19 protein-coding genes are annotated in these 19,718 nt (G+C 45.4%); 10 read left to right on the plus strand and 9 right to left on the minus strand.

Annotated elements, in window-relative coordinates; translation table 11 throughout:
- Nucleotides 1–11: 11 nt before the first annotated feature.
- From VIC_RS17210 to VIC_RS17220, 3 genes are all read right to left on the minus strand, one after another.
- Nucleotides 12–1,472: a hypothetical protein gene (locus tag VIC_RS17210; protein WP_039952154.1), complete on the minus strand. Its 1,461-nt coding sequence runs from the start codon at nt 1,470–1,472 to the stop codon at nt 12–14.
- A gap of 196 nt (nt 1,473–1,668) precedes the next feature.
- Entirely contained in the window at nt 1,669–3,285 is a 1,617-nt protein-coding gene (locus VIC_RS17215; protein WP_236612186.1) for a hypothetical protein, read from the minus strand.
- 187 nt (nt 3,286–3,472) lie between these two features.
- Nucleotides 3,473–5,131, minus strand: a complete 1,659-nt coding sequence (locus VIC_RS17220; protein ID WP_006961355.1) for an ABC transporter substrate-binding protein — start codon at nt 5,129–5,131, stop codon at nt 3,473–3,475.
- A gap of 258 nt (nt 5,132–5,389) precedes the next feature.
- Between VIC_RS17220 and VIC_RS17225 the strand changes: the two genes are divergently transcribed.
- Entirely contained in the window at nt 5,390–6,787 is a 1,398-nt protein-coding gene (locus VIC_RS17225) for an alpha-amylase family protein (protein ID WP_006961356.1), read from the plus strand.
- Between the two features lie 63 nt (nt 6,788–6,850).
- Here the strand turns inward: VIC_RS17225 and VIC_RS17230 are convergent, their stop codons facing one another.
- The gene (locus VIC_RS17230) at nt 6,851–7,429 is read right to left on the minus strand and encodes a hypothetical protein (RefSeq protein WP_006961357.1); all 579 of its coding nucleotides are present in this window, start codon (nt 7,427–7,429) and stop codon (nt 6,851–6,853) included.
- 207 nt (nt 7,430–7,636) lie between these two features.
- Between VIC_RS17230 and VIC_RS17235 the strand changes: the two genes are divergently transcribed.
- The 4 genes from VIC_RS17235 to trhO all read left to right on the plus strand — a co-directional run bounded on the left by VIC_RS17235 (nt 7,637) and on the right by trhO (nt 11,267).
- The gene (locus tag VIC_RS17235) at nt 7,637–8,284 is read left to right on the plus strand and encodes an HAD family hydrolase (RefSeq protein WP_006961358.1); all 648 of its coding nucleotides are present in this window, start codon (nt 7,637–7,639) and stop codon (nt 8,282–8,284) included.
- A 316-nt stretch (nt 8,285–8,600) separates the two neighbouring features.
- The gene (gene yghU, locus VIC_RS17240; RefSeq protein WP_006961359.1) at nt 8,601–9,458 is read left to right on the plus strand and encodes a glutathione-dependent disulfide-bond oxidoreductase; all 858 of its coding nucleotides are present in this window, start codon (nt 8,601–8,603) and stop codon (nt 9,456–9,458) included.
- A 286-nt stretch (nt 9,459–9,744) separates the two neighbouring features.
- The gene (locus VIC_RS17245) at nt 9,745–10,134 is read left to right on the plus strand and encodes a VOC family protein (protein WP_006961360.1); all 390 of its coding nucleotides are present in this window, start codon (nt 9,745–9,747) and stop codon (nt 10,132–10,134) included.
- 152 nt (nt 10,135–10,286) lie between these two features.
- Nucleotides 10,287–11,267, plus strand: coding sequence for an oxygen-dependent tRNA uridine(34) hydroxylase TrhO (trhO, locus tag VIC_RS17250; RefSeq protein WP_006961361.1), 981 nt, complete (start codon nt 10,287–10,289; stop codon nt 11,265–11,267).
- A gap of 139 nt (nt 11,268–11,406) precedes the next feature.
- On the opposite strand, the gene VIC_RS17255 is transcribed toward trhO, so the two are convergent.
- Complete coding sequence (locus VIC_RS17255) at nt 11,407–12,354, minus strand: endonuclease/exonuclease/phosphatase family protein (RefSeq protein WP_006961362.1); 948 nt, start codon at nt 12,352–12,354, stop codon at nt 11,407–11,409.
- 336 nt (nt 12,355–12,690) lie between these two features.
- Here VIC_RS17255 and VIC_RS17260 point away from each other — a divergent pair, with 336 nt between their 5' ends.
- Together VIC_RS17260 and VIC_RS17265 are read left to right on the plus strand one after the other, a co-directional pair.
- Complete coding sequence (locus VIC_RS17260) at nt 12,691–13,071, plus strand: hypothetical protein (RefSeq protein WP_006961363.1); 381 nt, start codon at nt 12,691–12,693, stop codon at nt 13,069–13,071.
- A 17-nt stretch (nt 13,072–13,088) separates the two neighbouring features.
- Entirely contained in the window at nt 13,089–14,489 is a 1,401-nt protein-coding gene (locus tag VIC_RS17265; RefSeq protein WP_006961364.1) for a class II fumarate hydratase, read from the plus strand.
- Nucleotides 14,490–14,526: 37 nt separating this feature from the next.
- Here the strand turns inward: VIC_RS17265 and VIC_RS26880 are convergent, their stop codons facing one another.
- Together VIC_RS26880 and VIC_RS17275 are read right to left on the minus strand one after the other, a co-directional pair.
- A complete protein-coding gene (locus tag VIC_RS26880; RefSeq protein WP_006961365.1) occupies nt 14,527–14,676 on the minus strand; it encodes a hypothetical protein in 150 nt (49 codons plus the stop codon).
- An 89-nt stretch (nt 14,677–14,765) separates the two neighbouring features.
- The gene (locus tag VIC_RS17275) at nt 14,766–15,116 is read right to left on the minus strand and encodes a hypothetical protein (RefSeq protein ID WP_006961366.1); all 351 of its coding nucleotides are present in this window, start codon (nt 15,114–15,116) and stop codon (nt 14,766–14,768) included.
- Nucleotides 15,117–15,301: 185 nt separating this feature from the next.
- Between VIC_RS17275 and VIC_RS17280 the strand changes: the two genes are divergently transcribed.
- Genes VIC_RS17280 through VIC_RS17290 form a run of 3 tightly spaced genes read left to right on the plus strand, consistent with a single transcriptional unit; the run spans nt 15,302 to nt 18,278 of the window.
- Nucleotides 15,302–16,252, plus strand: coding sequence for an HlyD family secretion protein (locus VIC_RS17280; RefSeq protein WP_006961367.1), 951 nt, complete (start codon nt 15,302–15,304; stop codon nt 16,250–16,252).
- A 5-nt stretch (nt 16,253–16,257) separates the two neighbouring features.
- The gene (locus VIC_RS17285) at nt 16,258–17,181 is read left to right on the plus strand and encodes an ABC transporter ATP-binding protein (protein ID WP_006961368.1); all 924 of its coding nucleotides are present in this window, start codon (nt 16,258–16,260) and stop codon (nt 17,179–17,181) included.
- Nucleotides 17,178–18,278, plus strand: a complete 1,101-nt coding sequence (locus VIC_RS17290; RefSeq protein ID WP_006961369.1) for an ABC transporter permease — start codon at nt 17,178–17,180, stop codon at nt 18,276–18,278. Before VIC_RS17285 ends, VIC_RS17290 begins: the two co-directional genes overlap by 4 nt.
- A gap of 37 nt (nt 18,279–18,315) precedes the next feature.
- Here VIC_RS17290 and VIC_RS17295 read toward each other — a convergent pair whose 3' ends face one another.
- Together VIC_RS17295 and VIC_RS17300 are read right to left on the minus strand one after the other, a co-directional pair.
- Complete coding sequence (locus VIC_RS17295) at nt 18,316–18,684, minus strand: VOC family protein (protein WP_006961370.1); 369 nt, start codon at nt 18,682–18,684, stop codon at nt 18,316–18,318.
- A 79-nt stretch (nt 18,685–18,763) separates the two neighbouring features.
- The gene (locus VIC_RS17300) at nt 18,764–19,696 is read right to left on the minus strand and encodes an endonuclease/exonuclease/phosphatase family protein (RefSeq protein WP_006961371.1); all 933 of its coding nucleotides are present in this window, start codon (nt 19,694–19,696) and stop codon (nt 18,764–18,766) included.
- Between the last annotated feature and the right edge of the window lie 22 nt (nt 19,697–19,718).

Consider the following 19,718-nt stretch of genomic DNA (forward strand, 5'->3'; position numbering starts at 1 on the left):
AAAGACAACACTCATTTACACTTTGACCAAGTCTTACCTTTGTCCAAGGAACATTCCAACGAAGATGTACCATTGTGGTAATAAGTATTCTTCCACCAATCACCAATAGCATTTCTTGAAATTGAGATACCGTCGAATTTGTAAGGTGTTACAGCCACTTGAGAAGACTTGGATCTCACCCATGTATGTGCCCCGTAATCTGAGTCGTCATTGAAATCTGAGGATATATAACTTAGTTGATCCAATGTACTACGGCTAAAACTATCGATCTTCTGTTCAATGTTTACCCATTCTGGATACTTAGGATCGGGATGATAGCTAAAAATATGCTGGGCACGTAACATACCATCACGATAATTATTAACGACTGACACTTCCAAAGATTGGGTGAAATTACTTCCCACATTATTGTTTTTGCAGCTATCCCAATCCAGTTCTTGCGTGCTTGAGCTGTTACTGACACGGTAAGTTTTCAGAGAGTTGGGTTGAACAAGCTGCTCAATTGACTCCGTGATATAACAGCTGTAGCTGGCGTTATCTTCGTTGATCCATAATGAAGCATTCTTAGTGTAATCAAACCCTGCTTTCTTTTTCGTATTTCGCTCTGTATGGCGGGTTAATAGCACTTCGGTCTTTAAGTCTTCTAACACTTCATATTCTGTGTGTACCAGCTTAGTTTCAGTGAGGACCGTTTTGACCTTATACCACTTATCGACTTTTTGCTTTGTATCTTCGTCCCAGTACTTCCAGTAGTAATCTATGTAGGCTTGATGAACCCCTGAGTTCTCCAGTTGAAGTGCTTTGGTATCACTGTACGACTGTCTAATCGCGGGCATCATCTTCTGAGCTAATTCGTACAGCTCTTTGTTATCATCCTTAATGAAATCGCCGTAAATTTTATCTACTGCGATGTTGTAACGGGCCGCAATACGATGATCGTGCTCCTTCACATTTTGAATAACCTTTTCTTGGGTGTTAACAGCTGATCTCAACGCCGTACAACTGGTGATACCGCTTTCATGCAGATCTTCCTGAATTTGATTCCACAATACCGTCGTTAGAGGAGTTGTGGATTTTATCTCATGCTCAGAACTCAGTGTCATCGCTGGAGGAAAAACAAGCTGATACGGTTTACTGATAGGCGTATTAGGAGCATCTGCATCAATCGCACCGACAGGGACATTTACGACAATAGGCGCGTAATCAATACAATCAGAGTTGCTACCAGACAAGGATAAGCGATAGCTGCCCTCAGAATTAGTCACAGCACTCGGCTCGCCAGAGTCTAACTGACCGTTGTAGTTGATATCTAGGAACGCCGTCGCTCCAGAGATGTATCCATCAATAGCCACACCTTGAAGACTTCGTGTTTGTGATGAAGCGCTAGAGCTAGATGAGCCACCGTCGCCGCCTCCCCCGCATGCGACTATGCCTATAGAGAAGGGGACAACAGCAAGAAGTTTAAGATTCATTGCAAAATTTCCGATGAAAAGTGAAAGGCAAAAACGCGCCACTAAGGATTTAATGGCGCGTAGCGTTATAGCAGTGGTTAACGCATTGAGAATACTAACGGCTATACACTTGGAAAAACATGTAAGAAATGGAGGAAAATAGTGCATGTTTTTTCATTCAAATGGCCTACTTTCTCACTAAGCCCACTATTCTTAACTACTCATTGTTTTGTTGCAAAAGTGCAGCTGTAACCTTAAGTACTGTTAGTCTAGTATTGTTAAGAACCTTATCGTTATTGGTGAAAGGAGGCAGTGAACTTGAACATTGAGCCCACTCACCAAGTTGGCTTTCAGAACACTCATATACAGAGCGGCCATCATCGTAGTCAGTTTCCATATACCAATCTCCATTTGAGTCCTTTGTTGTAATCACTTGATACTGTAACGACTCATTTTGACCAAACACACTTTGCCCAAACTCAGCTTTCGATCTCACCCAACGTACTGAGTCGTGAGCCGAGTTTTCACTAAAATCGGTGCCTATATAGAAAAAACTTCCCAGCAAATTTCCATTAACATTATTCAAAGTAGGATCCACGTCTACCCATTTGGCATAGGGCGTATGTTGGTCATAAGTAAAACGATGCCCAGTAATAACTGTCCCTTGATCCTGACTATTATTAATCGCCATCACTTCTATGGTTTGCTCAAAATCAGCCCCACCAACATAATTACCAAAACAATCGTCCATACTGGACTCTTTTTTAATACCAGATTGATTGGTTACTTCATAAATAGTCATTGAATTTGCATCGGTAACTCGAGATTCCTCAATAGTTTCTTTAATTGTGCAATTAAATGAACGACTCAAAATAGACTCTTGATTACCCTCAGCTTCTCTACGCAGGCTGTACTCTCTTGTATAGGACAAGTCACTATTCTCGGCTGTGTGTGTCACAATATGCTCAAGCAATTGAGGGTCAACAAGCTCGCTCGTTACTTCATATGCTCTTGTTTCTACCTTTGAATCACTCTTTGTCACTTGAACTTTGTACCATTGGTCGTTCAGCTCGCCATTGGTATCCTTTTTACTGCGCACAATGTAACTAACGTATGCTTCTTCGGCTGCTGGGTTTTCTTGTCTCAACATTTTTGATTCACGATAAGACTCCTTGATTACTGGCATTAGTTTCTGTGTAAGCGCTTTTACTTCACTGTCATCCTCTTTTATGAAGTCACTATACAGTTGCTCTACACTAACGTTATTCCGGCTCGCCACACCGTTTTCTAATTCCTGAATGCTATTGTCTGTAATGCCTTGCAACTGAATCGCAAGTTTTAGGTCTGCACAACTACTCATAGCATTATCTTCTAGGTCCAGTTTTAGCTTCATCTCGTTCCAAAGCATGGAAGTCAATGGGGTCGTTGACCTAATTTCAGAATCTGAAGTCGTCATCTTTACTGGAGGAAAGAACAGCTGATACGGCTCTTCAATTGGATTGTTTGGATCGTCAGCATCAATGGCACCAACAGGTACATCAACCACGATTGGCACGTAATCAACACAATCTGCATTATCTCCGGATAGAGAAAGCTCATATCGACCATTGGCATCGGTAATACTCTTTGGTTCACCGCTATCAAGCTCACCGTTGTAGTTCAGATCAAGAAATGCAGTCGCACCTGAGATGTAGCCATCAATAGCGACACCTTGAATTGATTTAGATTGAAGAGAGGAGGGTGAAGTGGATGACGAGGTTGCTCCTCCGTCACCACCTCCACAGGCTGTCAAAAGTGTAGAAACAGTCGCGATAGTTATAATTTTGGAAGTCATGATAATAAGCCCTGACACATATTTCCTATGGGTAAAACTGCACCGCACAGAGCAAGTGCATCCTGATGTGTAATCATTGGTAACACGTGCCGATGGTATAGGCTTTGATAGGCATAAAACATGAAAGGGTTTAACGAAAACCATGCATGTTTTATTAACCATCCATTATCAACAAAATGGTATTAAATTATTGTTTTTCCTTATCAATCCAAAGCTTGTAGAACTCGCTCAGTCCAGATTTATTCGTTTCAACGCCATGAACTTCAAGGCTACGTGAAATCTTTTCTTTGCCATGGAACAGAGGCAAAAGCAGGTTATTGTCATACAAAGCCTGCTCAATTTTCCGCAATGAATAGACGTATAAAATATCGCTCATTGCGTGCTTCACTTGCTCATAATGAACATCCATTTCTGTTTGATCGTAAATGAATTTCAGGCCGGAGCTAGCAAGAAGCCAGTCATACAATCCAAACTCTTCAGGCTGCTCTATGACTTCTTCAATAAATAGAATATCGGCATGGCCGCTGACTGAACTTGGATTACTGATATCCTCTAACTCGAGAATTTCAAGGGTTAGTCCGGTTTCTAGAATTGTACTTTGTATCCACCCAGCGATCTTTTGCAGACAAGGAATCGTCAGTCGAGGCATGGTCAGTACTAAGTGTCCACTTAAGCGTGGTGGCGCGTCATCAGAAACACTGTCAAAGCAAGGCGCAAAACCTACATCATTAACAACAGTTTCTGAGTCCAAATTAGCTCGGCAACGACGTAAGTACTCAACAAGTTCAAGGAGGTCGTTTCGGCTGATTCCTGCATTAGGCCTTGTGTTGATGGCAAGGTAAGACAAAGCATTGATAGTACTCTCCTCACAATCTCCATCCTTATTGAAACTGATGCTGAAGTCACTCAGCTCTGAAGAAGAAGACAAGGTGATCTTATCTAGCAAGGCGGATTGCGCATAGTAATTACGATGTCGTTTTAACACCAAGCGCTCTCGATCCCAATCTTTCAGATAGAAAGGACCGCTTCCTATATACGTACTTAGGCCACTTGAGAAGTACGCTGATTTGAGGCGATAAATCGAAGCATGAACCAAACATAAAACATGCAAAAACAAAGCATTAGGTTGCTGGAGCTCAATCGTTACTTGCCCTGCATCGAGGATGCGTATTTCAACAACCTGCTCAAAGAGATACTTCACCGGTCCGTCGGTAGCTTTTAGCTTGTTAAGGCATTCAGCGACATCAGTAGCTTCTAAATTTTCCCCGTCATGGCAAACTATCCCCTGACGGAGCCACAAATGAATAAAACGCCCTTCTACCTTCCAACAATGCGCCAGTCCCGCTTGAATACGTCCTGATTCATCTTGCACTAATAGCGTACTGTAAATGCTACGGATTACCTGCATCTCAGCGATGCGGTATGTCTTAGCTGGTTCTAGTGTATCTACCCATGGATATTCAGTGATTAGCAAGCTATCGCAACGCTCATTGGCACTCGCTCGCGTTGCTGTTGCTTCAGCCATAGCTTTTACAGCAAGGTGTCCATAAAGCTCCATCAAACGAGAAATACAAGAAAAGCGCCCTTGTTCTAGCTCTTTATAAAAGATTTGTTCTAGTGCTCCCTGCAGATTATGCAAGATCTTAAACTGACTGAGTTTTCCTCTTCCCTTAGAGGGAAGCCAACTGATCCAACCTATCTCAGACAAGCTTTTCAGAATATTAGAAGTGTTTCTTCTCGAAGTTGATAATGCTATCTCCAGTTCATCGATCGACAGATGATATGTTTTCCCCGCCTCATATTTTATAAGCAGTTGCTGGAGTCTGCGTAAGCTTACGTCGTTCAATGGCCACCTTAACTCAACAAATAATAAATGACGGTTTCGTCAACGTTATAAAAAAGTGCTCGAGCTGACACTTTGTACAACTTTCAAACAGTTCGTTCAAAAAATAACCTCAATCCCTGCAAAGTTCTACTCTACTAGAAATTTTATAAATTGGACCCCTACAGAATGTGACCGTAATTCAGTCTTCTATTTCGAGCACTACTAATAGCAAGCCATAAAAATATCATTAGCCTGAATATCAATAACGAGAAACACCCTATGAAAAAAATAACAACTTTACTCGCTGCCACCGCTGCTCTCAGCGTACCGCAAGTCACTTATGCCGATGCAATCCTGCATGCATTCAACTGGAAATATTCGGATGTAACGAATAACGCCCAGCAAATCGCTGCGAACGGATTCAAAAAGGTTCTGATTTCACCCGCTATGAAATCTAGTGGCACCCAATGGTGGGCACGCTATCAGCCTCAGGATTTTCGTGTTATCGATTCTCCTCTGGGCAATAAGCAAGATTTAGAAGCGATGATTGCTGCACTTAAAGCGCAAGGTGTAGACGTTTATGCCGATGTCGTTCTGAATCATATGGCCAACGAAGCGTCAAAGCGTAGCGACCTGAATTACCCTGGTACTGAAGTGCTTAACGACTACTCTGCACGCTCAAGTTATTACGCCAACCAGACATTGTTTGGCGACTTGAGTCAGAACCTGTTCTCTGGCAATGACTTTCACGCTGCCGGTTGTATCACCAACTGGAACGACCCAGGTCACGTTCAGTACTGGAGACTTTGTGGTGATAATGGCGATACCGGATTACCAGATTTGGATCCAAACAATTGGGTGGTGTCACAGCAGAAGCAATACCTTCAGGCACTTAAGTCGATGGGAATTAAAGGCTTCCGCATCGATGCTGTCAAACACATGAGTCAGTACCAGATCGACCAGATTTTCACATCAGACATTACGTCTGGAATGCATGTATTTGGCGAAGTCATTACCAGTGGTGGTAAGGGCGATAGTGGCTATGAAGCCTTTTTGGCCCCTTACCTGAACAATACCAATCACGCTGCTTACGATTTCCCTCTGTTCGCTTCTATTCGCGGCGCTTTCTCTTTCGGTGGCGGATTAAACCAACTTCATGATCCTCAAGCCTACGGTCAAGCGTTAGAAAACTCACGCGCCATTACCTTCACCGTGACTCATGACATTCCAACCAATGATGGCTTCCGTTATCAAATCATGGATCCTAAGGATGAGCAGCTAGCTTACGCATACGTTTTGGGTAAAGACGGTGGTACGCCACTTGTCTATAGTGATGAGCTACCAGATAGCGAAGATAGAGATAATGGTCGCTGGGCTGACGTCTGGAAAGACGCCACTATGATTAACATGCTCAAGTTCCACAACTCGATGCAGGGTAAATCAATGACCGTCTTACACAGTGACCAGTGCACGCTGGTCTTCAAACGTGGTAAGGAAGGCGTAGTCGGCATCAACAAGTGTGGCGATGCGAAATCCGTTACTGTGGATACGTACCAACACGAGTTCAATTGGAACGTTTCGTACAAAGATACGCTAACGGGAGATACAACTGTCGTGAGTTCGCGTAACCATACGTTTAACATTCCGGCACGCACAGCTAGAATGTGGATGCTGTAGTTTCCGCTGAAATAACAAAGGTCTGGTAAATACCAGACCTTTTTTATGTGTAAGCCTTTAATATTACTTGGCTAATTCGTAGTTTTCCTGCATTTCCTGAGGAGCAATACCGTATTCATAATCAGCAAGGTAACCGTCTTTGTAGACTTTCATTCCCTGCTCATCCCAGCTCACTTTGATAATGGCGGTTTTGCCATCTTCACTGCCGAGTAATTTCAGCATCTCGTCATCAATCTTGATGGCTTTGATGGTTTTAATTCGCTTGAACGGCTTAAACTCTGTCGACGTTGGCAACTTTCCATAGGTTTTCTGCCAAGTTTCTTTTGGCACTAACCACTGATTATAGACTTCACCCACAATCGGCTCTGGCATACTGGCTATCACCACGCTGTCCGTCATCACGTTGCGCGTTTCAAGGCTATAACCGCCTTTACCATCTGAGACATAGGTAGGGAAATCGCTTCCCAGCTCTGATGCCTCAGGCAAACGGCCCAATGTCGCGGATTTTTTCACGTACAAATCCGCAGACTCAAATTTGTTCATGATTTCAGGGATGTTTTGAAATTCAACCGGTTTGGCAAATGCTGCAAAAGGAACGGACAATGCAGTGCTTAACGCTGCTATAGTGAAAATGTTTTTCATGAGAGTACTTTGGTATAGAACAGTTGACGATAAAGTAAATAACAAAACAATAAATAGCAAACGATTCAATCACTCCAAATATCGGATTGTGACCTTCTCCTAACCTCACCTTAACAATCGATAAATCCACGTCATATCAGCGCTTTTACTATAATTTAGAAGTGTGCAAGAATGAGCGCCCGAACCGTTAAGGATTATGCTGTACCCATGAAAATTCAAGCCGCTATCTTTGATATGGATGGCCTACTGTTAGACACCGAGCGTGTATGCATGCGAGTCTTTAAGCAAGCCTGTGTGAACGTCAACCTGCCTTTCTATGAAGACGTTTATCTCTCCATCATCGGGCGTAACGCCGCGGGCATAGAAAAGATCTTTCGAGCTGCCTATGGGGATGATCTCGACAAACTCCACAATGAGTGGCGCCGCAACTACGACGCTATTGTCAAACACCAACCAATCCCAGTAAAAGAAGGCGTCGTGGAACTGTTGGAATGGCTTAAAGAACAGCAAATTCCAACCGCAGTGGCAACCTCTACTCACCGTGACGTCGCAGAAATTAAACTGCGCCTTGCGGGTTTAGACAAGTACTTTGATAGCCTGACTTGCGGCTGTGAAGTGTCTGTCGGCAAGCCGGACCCAGAAATCTATCTATTGGCTGCTGACCGCCTCAATGTTGAAGCTGAACACTGTATCGCGTTCGAAGACTCCAATAACGGGGTAAAAAGTGCAGTCGCCGCCAACATGACCACCTATCAAATCCCCGATTTGCTCGAACCCTGTGAAGAGGTGAAAGCATTGGGGCATAGCATTCAACCGTCACTACTTAACGTACTGGCAGAATTGAAAGCCCAATAAAAAAACAGCCCTGCATATCACTTGCAGGGCTGCTTTGTCTCATGAGTGTTATTTCTCAATCCGCATTACCGCTTCCAAATGCGCTCTCATTTCGGTTTCCGCAAGGTCACCACTCGCGTTATTAACTAAAACACCTGCTGGCACCCGCTCAAAATATTTTTGTAATACGGAAGTGGCTCTCTAGGATATTCTTATATCCAGAAACAATTTTTCAGAACCTTTGGTTCTAATGAGAATACCCGTTGGGGCTTTTATCTTTTTGAATCTGTCCCAAGATAAGGAAGTGCCGGATATCAATTTTGGATAAGGAATAACAATGACTAACCAATACGTACCACCAAAAGTTTGGAAGATGGAAGATGAAAATGGCGGCCAGTGGGCCAGCATTAACCGACCGGACTCAGGCGCCCGTCATGAGCAGGCGCTCCCTGTGGGCTCACACCCAATCCAGCTTCATTCAATGGGCACACCAAATGGCCAAAAAGTCACGATTATGCTTGAGGAACTTCTCGCGCTTGGTGTCAGTGAAGCTGAATATGATGCTTATTTGATAAAAATTGGCGACGGTGATCAGTTTGGTTCTGGCTTTGTCGAGGTGAACCCAAACTCCAAGATCCCAGCATTGGTTGACCGCTCAGGTGACACACCAATCAATGTATTCGAATCAGGTAATATTCTGCTTTACCTCGCCGAGAAATTCGGCCATTTCCTACCAACAGATGTCGCGGCGAAAACAGAGGTCATGAACTGGCTGTTCTGGCTTCAGGGGTCTGCGCCGTACCTAGGCGGTGGTTTTGGTCATTTCTACGCCTACGCGCCAGAGAAGTTTGAATACCCAATCAATCGCTTCTCAATGGAGGCGAAGCGTCAACTGGACGTGTTAGACAAGCAGCTGGCAAACAATACCTTTATCGCGGGTGAAGAGTACAGTATTGCAGACATCGCTATCTGGCCTTGGTACGGAAACTTAGTGTTAGGAAATGCCTATGATGCAGGTGAGTTCTTAGATGTCGATAGTTATAAACACCTTAAGCGTTGGGCTGAAGCCATTGAAGCTCGCCAAGCAGTCCAGCGTGGTCGTATCGTCAACCGCGCATGGGGCGAAGAGTGGGAACAAGTACCAGAACGCCACAGCGCTGAAGATATCGATAAGGTACTTAAACTCAAACCTTAGGCCATAAAGCACAACAATAAACCCTCTCATTCAAAATGAGAGGGTTTATTTTATTCCACCGCCCCTGCAAGGCACACTAATTAGGAAAACGCCGCCGGCAATCACATCCTCTTTTCTTGCACTACAACTCCACCAGAGTTAAGTGTCACGAATCCATAGCGATATCTGGTTTCTTCCCAACCAATGTCGCCAACAATGAAGAAAAAAAACTAAAGAAATCATCTCTTTTTTCCTTCCTCGCTCACGATTAGCATTTCCAATCAAACACACCGACTGAGATGCGATTATGAAAATTGAGCACGTTGCGCTCTGGACCAAACAGCTAGAGTTACTAAAAGATTTCTACATCAAGTATTTCAACGCGACGCCCAATCAAAAATACCATAACAGTGAAAAGAGCTTCTCTTCTTACTTCCTATCTTTTAGCAGTGGTTGCCGCCTAGAGCTAATGCAAATGGACAGCATTCCAGAGTCAAAAGATGACCTTTATGACCAGTTCACTGGTTTTATCCATATTGCCATTTCACTTGGCTCAGAACAGGCGGTAGATCAATTAACTCAACGCTTAGTTGAAGATGGCTACGAGATACTCAGCAGCCCAAGAACAACGGGGGACGGCTACTACGAAAGTTGCTTCTTTGACCCGGACGGAAACCGAATTGAGCTAACGGTTTAGACAAACCTTTTATCTTCAGAATATGACAAAACATACCTCGTCGATTAAACCCTAAAAACTGTCTGTATTTGTCGCTAGTACTCTCCGCTATACTTCGCCCGATTTAACTCAAAGCTCTGGATTTACGCTCCAGTTCGCTAAAAGGAAAAAACATGACAGATTACGTAGTATGCGCACTTTACAAGTTTGTGCGTCTTGAAGATTATGTGGAACTTCGTGAGCCGCTAAAAGCGCTGATGGAACAACATGAAATCCGTGGCACGCTCTTGCTTGCTAACGAAGGCATCAACGGTACGGTCGCTTCTAGCCGTGAAGGTATCGACACTCTTCTCGCCTGGTTCAAGCAGGATTCTCGCCTTGCAGATATCGTTTACAAAGAGTCATTCGACACAAACCAACCGTTTAATCGTACCAAGGTTAAGCTGAAAAAAGAGATTGTGACGCTCGGTGTAGAAGGCATCGACCCTCGTCATGTCGTCGGTACTTACGTTAAGCCAGACGAGTGGAATGAGCTGATCTCAGATCCAGAAGTTTTCGTCGTCGATACACGTAATGACTACGAAATCGAAATTGGTACGTTCAAAAATGCCGTTAACCCGAAAACAGACACTTTCCGCGATTTCCCTGAGTACGTGGCAGAAAACATGGATCCAGCAAAGCACAAGAAAGTCGCTATGTTCTGTACTGGTGGTATTCGTTGTGAAAAGTCTACGGCTTACATGAAGGAACAAGGCTTCGAAGAGGTATACCACCTGGAAGGCGGCATCCTGAAGTATCTTGAAGAAGTGCCTGAAGAAGAAAGCATGTGGGAAGGCGATTGCTACGTATTCGATGGCCGTGTCGCGGTAAACCACCAGCTAGAGAAAAGTGGCTACGAGATGTGTAATGCGTGTCGTTTGCCGATTACACAGGAAGACATGGAATCTGAAGCGTTTGAGAAAGGCGTTAGCTGCCCTAAATGTATCGACAAGCATACAGATGAGCAAAAAGCACGCTTCCGTGAGCGTGAAAAGCAAGTTCAACTCGCTAACAAACGCGGCGAAACGCACGTTGGAGGCGAGGCCGATCAGGTGATTGCTCAACGTCGAAAAGAAAAGATTGCACGTAAAGAACAGCAAAGAAAATCTAAGTAACGCCTACTCGTTCTGAATTCAATCCCCTCTGTATTTTTACGAGGGGATTTTTTTGCACGCCTGAAAACGCTATCGCTCACTTGGAAACACTGCCGTTCACATCAATTCGATGGCTAGCTAACAATTAGTGTCGAACACATCACAGCACAAACCTAACTGTCACCGAGACAAACGCGTGATCACTCGCCTGCTTGTCCCGCTCAAAACTGGGATTTATCAGGTGATTGTCGAGCGTCGAATAGGACGTCACATCGGCCATTGAGTACTGCGAGTCGGGCTGAAACTCCTGCGAAAATAAGATGTAGTCGAGCACGTTACCTTTTGCGAAATGATAGTGTGTGGGCGGACGCTCTGCCCCAGGCTGCTTTATAACGAAAATGTCCCAACTGTCTCGCAGCATAAGGAAGGATTCGCCTTCGATAACTTTGGTCAGTAAGCCTGTGATGTCGCTGCTGATCGGCTGATTCATATCCCCCACCAGAACAGTCGGGATCGGATGCTTCGCGTATTGTTGTTCCATCGCTAATCTTAACATCACCGCCTCCCATCCTCTTTGCTGGCTTGAAAGCCATTGGCCCACCAGCGGTTGTCCTTCACCTTCTTCTATTGCTTCGGTGGCTCTCTGAGATTTTAGGTGGCTAACATAAACAGCGACTTCACCGATATCTGGCACTTCTACCACAGCAAAAACGGGCTGACGGCTAAACTCCGGCTGCGGGATTGAATAGCCTGCTAGCGATGATGCCGGTAACGTGACCGCTTCAACATGCGAGATCGGGTATTTAGAAGCCAGAGCCACAACGGGGTGGGAGTAGATGTAATCACTTTCAATGTTTGGGCTATCAACACTAGCGAAATACGAGTACCCCAACTCTTCGAATAGCTGGCGGGCAGCATCGAGACTAAATACTTCCTGAACTCCAATAATGTCTGCATTGAGGTTCAGAATGGCATTTTTTGTCCATTGGCATTTAGCTTCCCACGCGTCAGCGTCATAGATATTTTCAAAGTCATAGAACGCACCGGGGGGTTCGATGAAATTGAACAAATTGGCAGTGGCAAATGTAAGTCTTTTGTCGGTAAGCAAAGCGCGACCTTATTGGTTCTAATTAGTGTTTAGTGTAACCACATCTCTATCAATCTGCTGACTGATAAGCCTGTTAAGCAGTCCAAGTTGCTGTAATAGTCACGGTTGGAACCAAAGCGAGAACATTAAGTCTGTTCACCCACTCCGCCTATGGCGTCGGTTTATTCTTTTCAGCACTGCTCTTATCTTGAAGCACCTCATTAGTCGCCGCCATTATCAGAAGAAAACATCACCTGATTGTGCGCCAGCGCACTGTCTGACATCCATACATCAAACAGGGTTGATTCGATTATTGAAAACGATAATAATTATCATTACAAAAAGTTTGAGGTCAGTATGGATAGCCAGAAACCGCTTTATAATGCTTTCTTTAAAGCACAAGACAGATTTGTTGAACGCTACACACCTTGTGGATTCGAGCCCGATATCATTCACGATTACATTCACTGGGCGATGACCTTGTCTTCGTTCTATGAGCAAGGTACCGAGAATGAGAACCCACTGCTGTGTGAACTTTACCTACGTCAGGTGTATTTTCATTTGATTGAAGCCATTCAAGATCCGGTGAGAAGTCGCACGTTCCGACGGGTCTGCCTCGACGCTATTCATACTCCCCTACTATGCTTAAAGCGCTACTACTACCAGTGGGAAGATGGCGACATTAAGTTTTTAAACCTACAACAACAATTGCAGCGCATCCAGACGCCGCACGATTAAATTCAAAAGGATCACCAATGACTCAATCTTCTGCCCCACAGACATTCCGTGTTGAAAAAGACAGCATGGGAGAAGTGAAAGTACCCACGAACGCTCTGTATCAAGCGCAAACACAGCGCGCAGTGGACAACTTTCATTTCAGCAAACATACGATGCCAACCGCGTTTATTCAGGCGCTGGCATACGTAAAGCAAACAGCCGCTTTAACGAATGCTCAACTGGGTCTGATGGAAGGTGATATTGCGAATGCGATAGCCGACGCAGCGCAAACCATTATTGATGGTCAGCACTTAGAACACTTCCCGATTGACGTTTTTCAAACTGGATCAGGCACCAGTTCGAACATGAATGCTAATGAAGTGATAGCTACGTTAGCCAGTGATATTCTGGGCGGTGACGTGAACCCTAACGACCATGTCAATATGGGTCAAAGCAGCAACGACGTTGTTCCAACAGCGATTCAGGTCAGCGCAGCACTAACAGTCGAAAAACAGCTTATCCCAGCGTTAAATCATTTCATTGAGACGCTACAGAGTAAGCGTAATGAAATCGGCCATGTTGTGAAAACAGGCAGAACGCACCTAATGGACGCCATGCCAATCACATTTGATCAAGAGCTTGGCGGTTGGCAATTCCAGCTTGAACAAGCGAAGCAAGGAATTGAACAAAGCCTGATTGACGTTAAAGCTTTGGCCCAAGGTGGCACCGCTGTGGGAACAGGTATCAATGCTGATCCAAGATTTGCTAAAGCCTTTGCAGATAACCTCTCTCAGGCAACACGCCTACAGTTCACCTCTAGCGAAAACTTCTTCTATAACCTAAGCAGTCAGGATGCCTTGGTCGCACTTTCCGGTCAGCTCAAAACGGCTGCCGTTGCCATCATGAAAATTTCGAACGATCTACGCTGGATGAATTCGGGCCCACTTGCTGGCTTGGGTGAGATTGAACTTCAAGGCCTACAGCCAGGCTCTTCTATTATGCCGGGCAAAGTAAACCCAGTGATCCCAGAGGCCGCAGCCATGGCAGCCGCACAAGTCATCGGCAACGACACCACCATCACCGTAGGCGGCCAATCTGGCAACTTCCAGCTTAACGTCATGCTGCCTGTGATCGCTCACAATGTACTGGAAAGCATCGAACTGTTAGCCAACAGCGCAATTGCTCTGGCAGACAAAGCGGTCGCGACCTTCAATGTCCGTGAAGACAACCTTCAAGTCGCATTAGCGAAAAACCCAATACTGGTGACGGCGCTCAACCCTGTTATTGGCTATTTGAAAGCAGCTGAAGTGGCTAAGAAAGCATACAAACAAGGACGTGCCATTATTGACGTGGCAGAAGAAGAAACGGACCTTGATCGCGCTACGCTAGAGCGTTTGCTAGATCCGGCGAAGCTGACTCAAGGTGGTGTTGCAGAATAAACCCGATAGCACACATCCTTGTGCTGTGTGCTCTGGTTTAGATCCAAGCCAGAGTAATAAGCAAAAATGGGACAGCAATCATTGATGCCATTTTTGCCAGTGACAACATCTCGCGAAGTACAATTTCACGCTTAGGTGATATCGTGTGCTTCGCTGGATGCGCCACTATCGCTTGGGCATTGTTCATAGTTCCTCAAACATGCGCTTATGTTAGTGGAGGCGCGATTCTAAAGCCTAATCTGAGGGACCGCAATGCCTATAGCCGTCAGAGTTCGGTCAAAACACCATCACATGATCCACCATGACCTTACCTTCACGATAAACCAAGACCATTTCAGCGACGTAATCTCCTTCAACTCGACTGAAACCTTGCTTCCAGACAAAAGCTGCTGAATCAGGGCGCTTGAACAGTGCCACTGGTTCTCGACCAGTGAACACGCCCTTTTGTGACTGATACTGTTTCACGACACGCTTAAAATAATCGGGCTTTACGATATCGCGCAAGCGCGGGGTAAAATCCTGCACATGTTTCGCATGATTTATCTCCGTCGACGCCTGCATTAAATTATCCATTAGTGGATTGGCTAGGTCCCAAAGAGCTTGCTCACTCATTTGCTCAAAGTCCATTTCAACCTCTGTAGTAACTGTATGAAGAAAAAGAAGAAATCACGACAAATTAATCACTAGATTAATTTTGTATGAATTAAGTTTCTGTATCTATAGTTAATCGAGAATATATCCTATTTAGAAAATCAATGGTATCGCTTCGCTTAGCGACACCTTCACCTTAACTTGCTGATTTGGAGTACTTTATGAAACGGTTCTTGATCGGTTCTGTTCTGATTTCGCTGTTAACGGCCTGTACACAAGATGACTCATCCCAAGCCCTTGGTACGTTGGAGAGAGACCGTGTCACCTTCACTGCAACAGCCAACGAAATCATCCGTGCGTTACCCGCGACAGAAGGCTCACAAGTACAGCAAGGCGAAGTGTTGGTTCAACTTGATACCACCAGCCAAGAAGCGGTGCTCGCTCGTGCAGTTGCTGAGCAATCCAAAGCAGAAGCTTACCTACTCAAATTGACCAATGGTGAACGCCCAGAAGACATTGCCGCTTCCCAAGCTCGTGTTAAACGTGCTGAAGCCCAATTAACTGAAGCTCAGAAGAATTACACCCGAAAAGCGGAGCTGGTTGAAAAGCGGTTGATCAGTCAATCAGAACAAGACACTGCACTTGCCGCACGCGACTCCGCGAAAGCCGAACTGGACTCAGCCAAAGAAGAGTTTAGCAAGCTGACAGCTGGTTCACGCCTTGAAGATATCGAACAAGCGAAAGCCGAGCTCGCGGCTTCTGTTGCTGATGTGACTCTCCAGCAACAGAAGCTTAGCGAGCTCACCATTACCGCGACCCGTGATGGGGTACTGGACAACTTGCCTTACAATTTGGGCGAACGCGTTCCCGTCAATGGCGTGGTCGCCGTCATACAGGCTAGCCGTGTCCCATATGCGCGTGTTTACGTGCCTGCTAGCCATCGCGTTGAATTCGTTCCGGGTAAATCAGTTTCCGTTACTGTAGACGGCGTTGAAAATCCAATCTCTGGGACAGTTCGTTGGGTTGCTAGCGAGCCCTCATTTACGCCCTATTATGCGCTCACCGAAGACGAGCGTTCTCGCTTGATGTATCTGGCGGAAGTTGACCTTGAGTCCTCGGCACAGCGACTACCTTCTGGCATCCCGGCACAAATCGACTTGTCTGGAGAGTAGCGCCAATGGAATATGCGATTAAAGCAGAGAATGTAGTAAAGAGGTTTGGCGATTTCACCTCCATCGACGACATCACGCTCAATGTACCCAAGGGCAGTATTTACGGCTTTCTTGGACCGAATGGCTGTGGGAAGTCCACCACCATCCGCGTGCTGACGGGTTTGCTAAGCCCAAGTGAAGGTGACGTCGATGTATTGGGGTTGGAAATACCACGCCAATCTGAACTGCTGCGCCTCAAAATTGGCTACATGACGCAGAAGTTTTCTCTCTACGACGATTTAACCGTAGAGGAAAACTTAGAGTTTATCGGTCAAATATTTGGGATGGGGTCAAAGCACCTCACGCAACGTATCAATGAACAACTGAAAACCTACGGTTTGGACCAGCGACGAAAACAACGTGTCGGTGGAATGAGCGGTGGCCAGAAGCAGCGCCTTTCTCTCGCAGCCGCTACTATGCATCAACCTGAACTCTTGTTTCTTGATGAACCGACTTCTGCCGTTGATCCTGAAAACCGCCGCGAATTCTGGGAACAGCTTTTTGATCTGTCTGACCAAGGTACAACAATTCTGGTTACGACTCACTACATGGATGAAGCGGAACGTTGCCACAGACTGGCCATCATGGAGGCAGGAAGAATTCGTGCCGATGGCGAGCCAGAACAGTTGATGGCCGATATGGGTGTCAATATTGTTGAGGTCAAAGCAGACAATTTGCGGACACTGAAGGAGTCCCTTCTTGCCAGAGAGGAAGTGCGCTCTGCCGCACAATTAGGCATTCGCCTGCGGGTTTTGATTCATCAACATATCCAAGATCCGATTGCATGGTTGCGCGAGCAGTTTCCTGAACTCATCAAAGCGGAAATGAATCTAGCCAGACCGAGCCTAGAAGATGTGTTTGTCACCGTCACGGGAGAAGGAAGACAATGATCCAGTCTATCGCTCGCATGAAGGCGATCATGTTTAAAGAAATCCGTCAGCTTTCCCGTGATCGCATCACCTTTGGCATGGTCGTGATGATTCCCCTGATTCAGCTGCTGCTATTTGGTTTTGCGATAAACACCGACGTACGCAATATTCCAATCGGTGTTGTAGACCAAAGTCAGAGCACCACCGGACGCGTCATAACAGAATCCATTAAGGTCACCCAGGTGGTTGACGTCAAAGCTACATACCCGACCGCGGACCAGGCAGAACAAGCGATTCAGAACGGTGAAATACGTGCTGCTCTAATCATTCCATCTGACCTGACGCAACGAATGACCCAAGGTCGCGTGCTGGGGCAATGGGTGGTTGATGGTTCCGATACCATGATCAGTTCTGCGATTCTGGCACTGCAGAATATGCCATTAACGGACTTTGATTTTGATATCCGCCCTGAACAACAAAAAACCTTTGAAGTTGCTTTATTCTACAACCCAAGTCGTCGCTCTGCGGTGAATATCGTACCGGGTCTACTTGGTGTCATTCTGACAATGACGATGATTCTATTTACCAGCGCAGCCATTGTAAGAGAAAGGGAACGTGGCAATCTGGAATTGTTAATCACTACACCAATCCACTCTTTCGAATTGATGGTCGCTAAAATCGTCCCATATATTTTTGTCGGCCTGATTCAGGTGTTCATCATTCTGGGATTAGGCCACTTCATCTTTGATGTCCCGATTAACGGAGCCATTAGCCAGATCCTTCTAGGAACGCTGTTGTTTATCTCCGCAAGCCTGACTCTTGGCTTGGTGATCTCGACCATAGCGTCGACTCAGCTTCAGGCCATGCAGATGACCGTCTTTATCTTGCTGCCTTCGATACTATTGTCTGGCTTTATGTTCCCGTATGAAGCGATGCCTATTGCGGCTCAATGGATTTCTGAAGCTTTACCCGCCACACACTTTATGCGCTTAATTCGCGGTATTGTACTACGTGGCTCTGATCTAAGCGGTATGTGGCACGACACATTATGGCTGGCCTGCTTTACTGTGATTGGTCTATTGATCGCCTCAACGAGGTTCAAGAAGTCGTTGGATTAAAGGAAAGCGCCCCTCGATGATGAGGGGCGTTTTTACATTAACGGATATTTTGCGCGATTCGCCATAGCACGCCAGAAGGATCGATCAGACAAAACTCCAACATACCCCACGGTTGTTCAATCAACTCCGTCACTTTGCACTCAAAGTCCTTTTCGATACCGGACGCCTTAACATGCTCCAACCAACCCATCGCATCCTCTACAAGTAAATGCATCATCGCGTTTTCTGCATGTTCAACTTGATAGTAGTTCTGCAGCAGAAAAGCGGTGTTATCTTTTCGCATGTAAGCAACGTCACCAAAGACTGAAGCAACCTCAAATCCCAACGCCTGATAAAATCGTTGCGAAATTTCAAAGTCTTTGCTGGGAATAAAGGATTTAATTTCCGTAATCGCCAGATTTGCCATAGTTACCATCCAAAGGCTGATTAAGTTATTTGGAGGGTAACCTAGCTAAAATCTTCACACAACAAGTTGAGAATAATAATCAATAACCAATCTCAGTTTTGACTAGAAAATGGTCTGAACCAGCAGGATTAGGTGAACTTTGGCGCTGACAGATCTTTCTACCTGCATTCACAGATTGTAGCCACAAGTGGTCAATTGCGATCATGGAAACCGGCGGCGTATTGAACGCTTGAGACCAATTGGGCCAGCTTGCGACTGGGGCTTTCTGGAAAGTTGGAAACAGTTTGGCAAAACGTAAACTAGCGGAGGAGAGATTAAAGTCTCCCAATACCATAACTTCATCACTTGGATAGATTTCTATCAGCGACTCAATGGTCCTAATTAGTGCATTTCGCCTGTACCACAACTCTTTAGTCCTTGGTGAAGTTGGATGCGCCACAATGAGAGTCATAGCGCTTTGATTGTGGGGATACCAGGTCCCACGAATAATATTTTGTTCATCCGGCGTCATAAACACCGACATATTTTTTAACGGAGAAACACTCAGAATCATCTGGCTTGAGGGATAACCCACACCTTTCTGGCCGCCATAGAAGTAGGGATAGATGTCACTGAGCATCTTCAGCCTTTCACCAATTTCTGGCGCGACTTCTTGCATCACAACTAAGTCTGCAGGCTTGGTAAGCAAGTAATTGATGAACGCATTTACATCAGGGTTCTCATAGTAGAGGTTGAACTGCACTACTGAGACAGAATTCGCACAGCGAGACACCAAATTTTGATTGGACTTTGGAGCCATCAAGGTAAACGCACCTGCCAGAACAATACATATTGCACTTGGTGCCCATTTTAATCTTAAGGCAAAAATCAGTGCGAAAACGATGTAGACGATTAAAAACAGACTTGGGTAAGCAACGATGTTTTCCACCCACCAAGTTGCTTCTTTTAAAGAGAGCCCTGCCCACAGCAATGCTGGGCTGTAAACGATCAACCAGATTTTCCAACGCCTCACTGTAAGTCCTTTTAAAGTGGAG

It is taken from the genome of Vibrio coralliilyticus ATCC BAA-450, assembly GCF_000176135.1.
Taxonomy (GTDB): domain Bacteria; phylum Pseudomonadota; class Gammaproteobacteria; order Enterobacterales; family Vibrionaceae; genus Vibrio; species Vibrio coralliilyticus.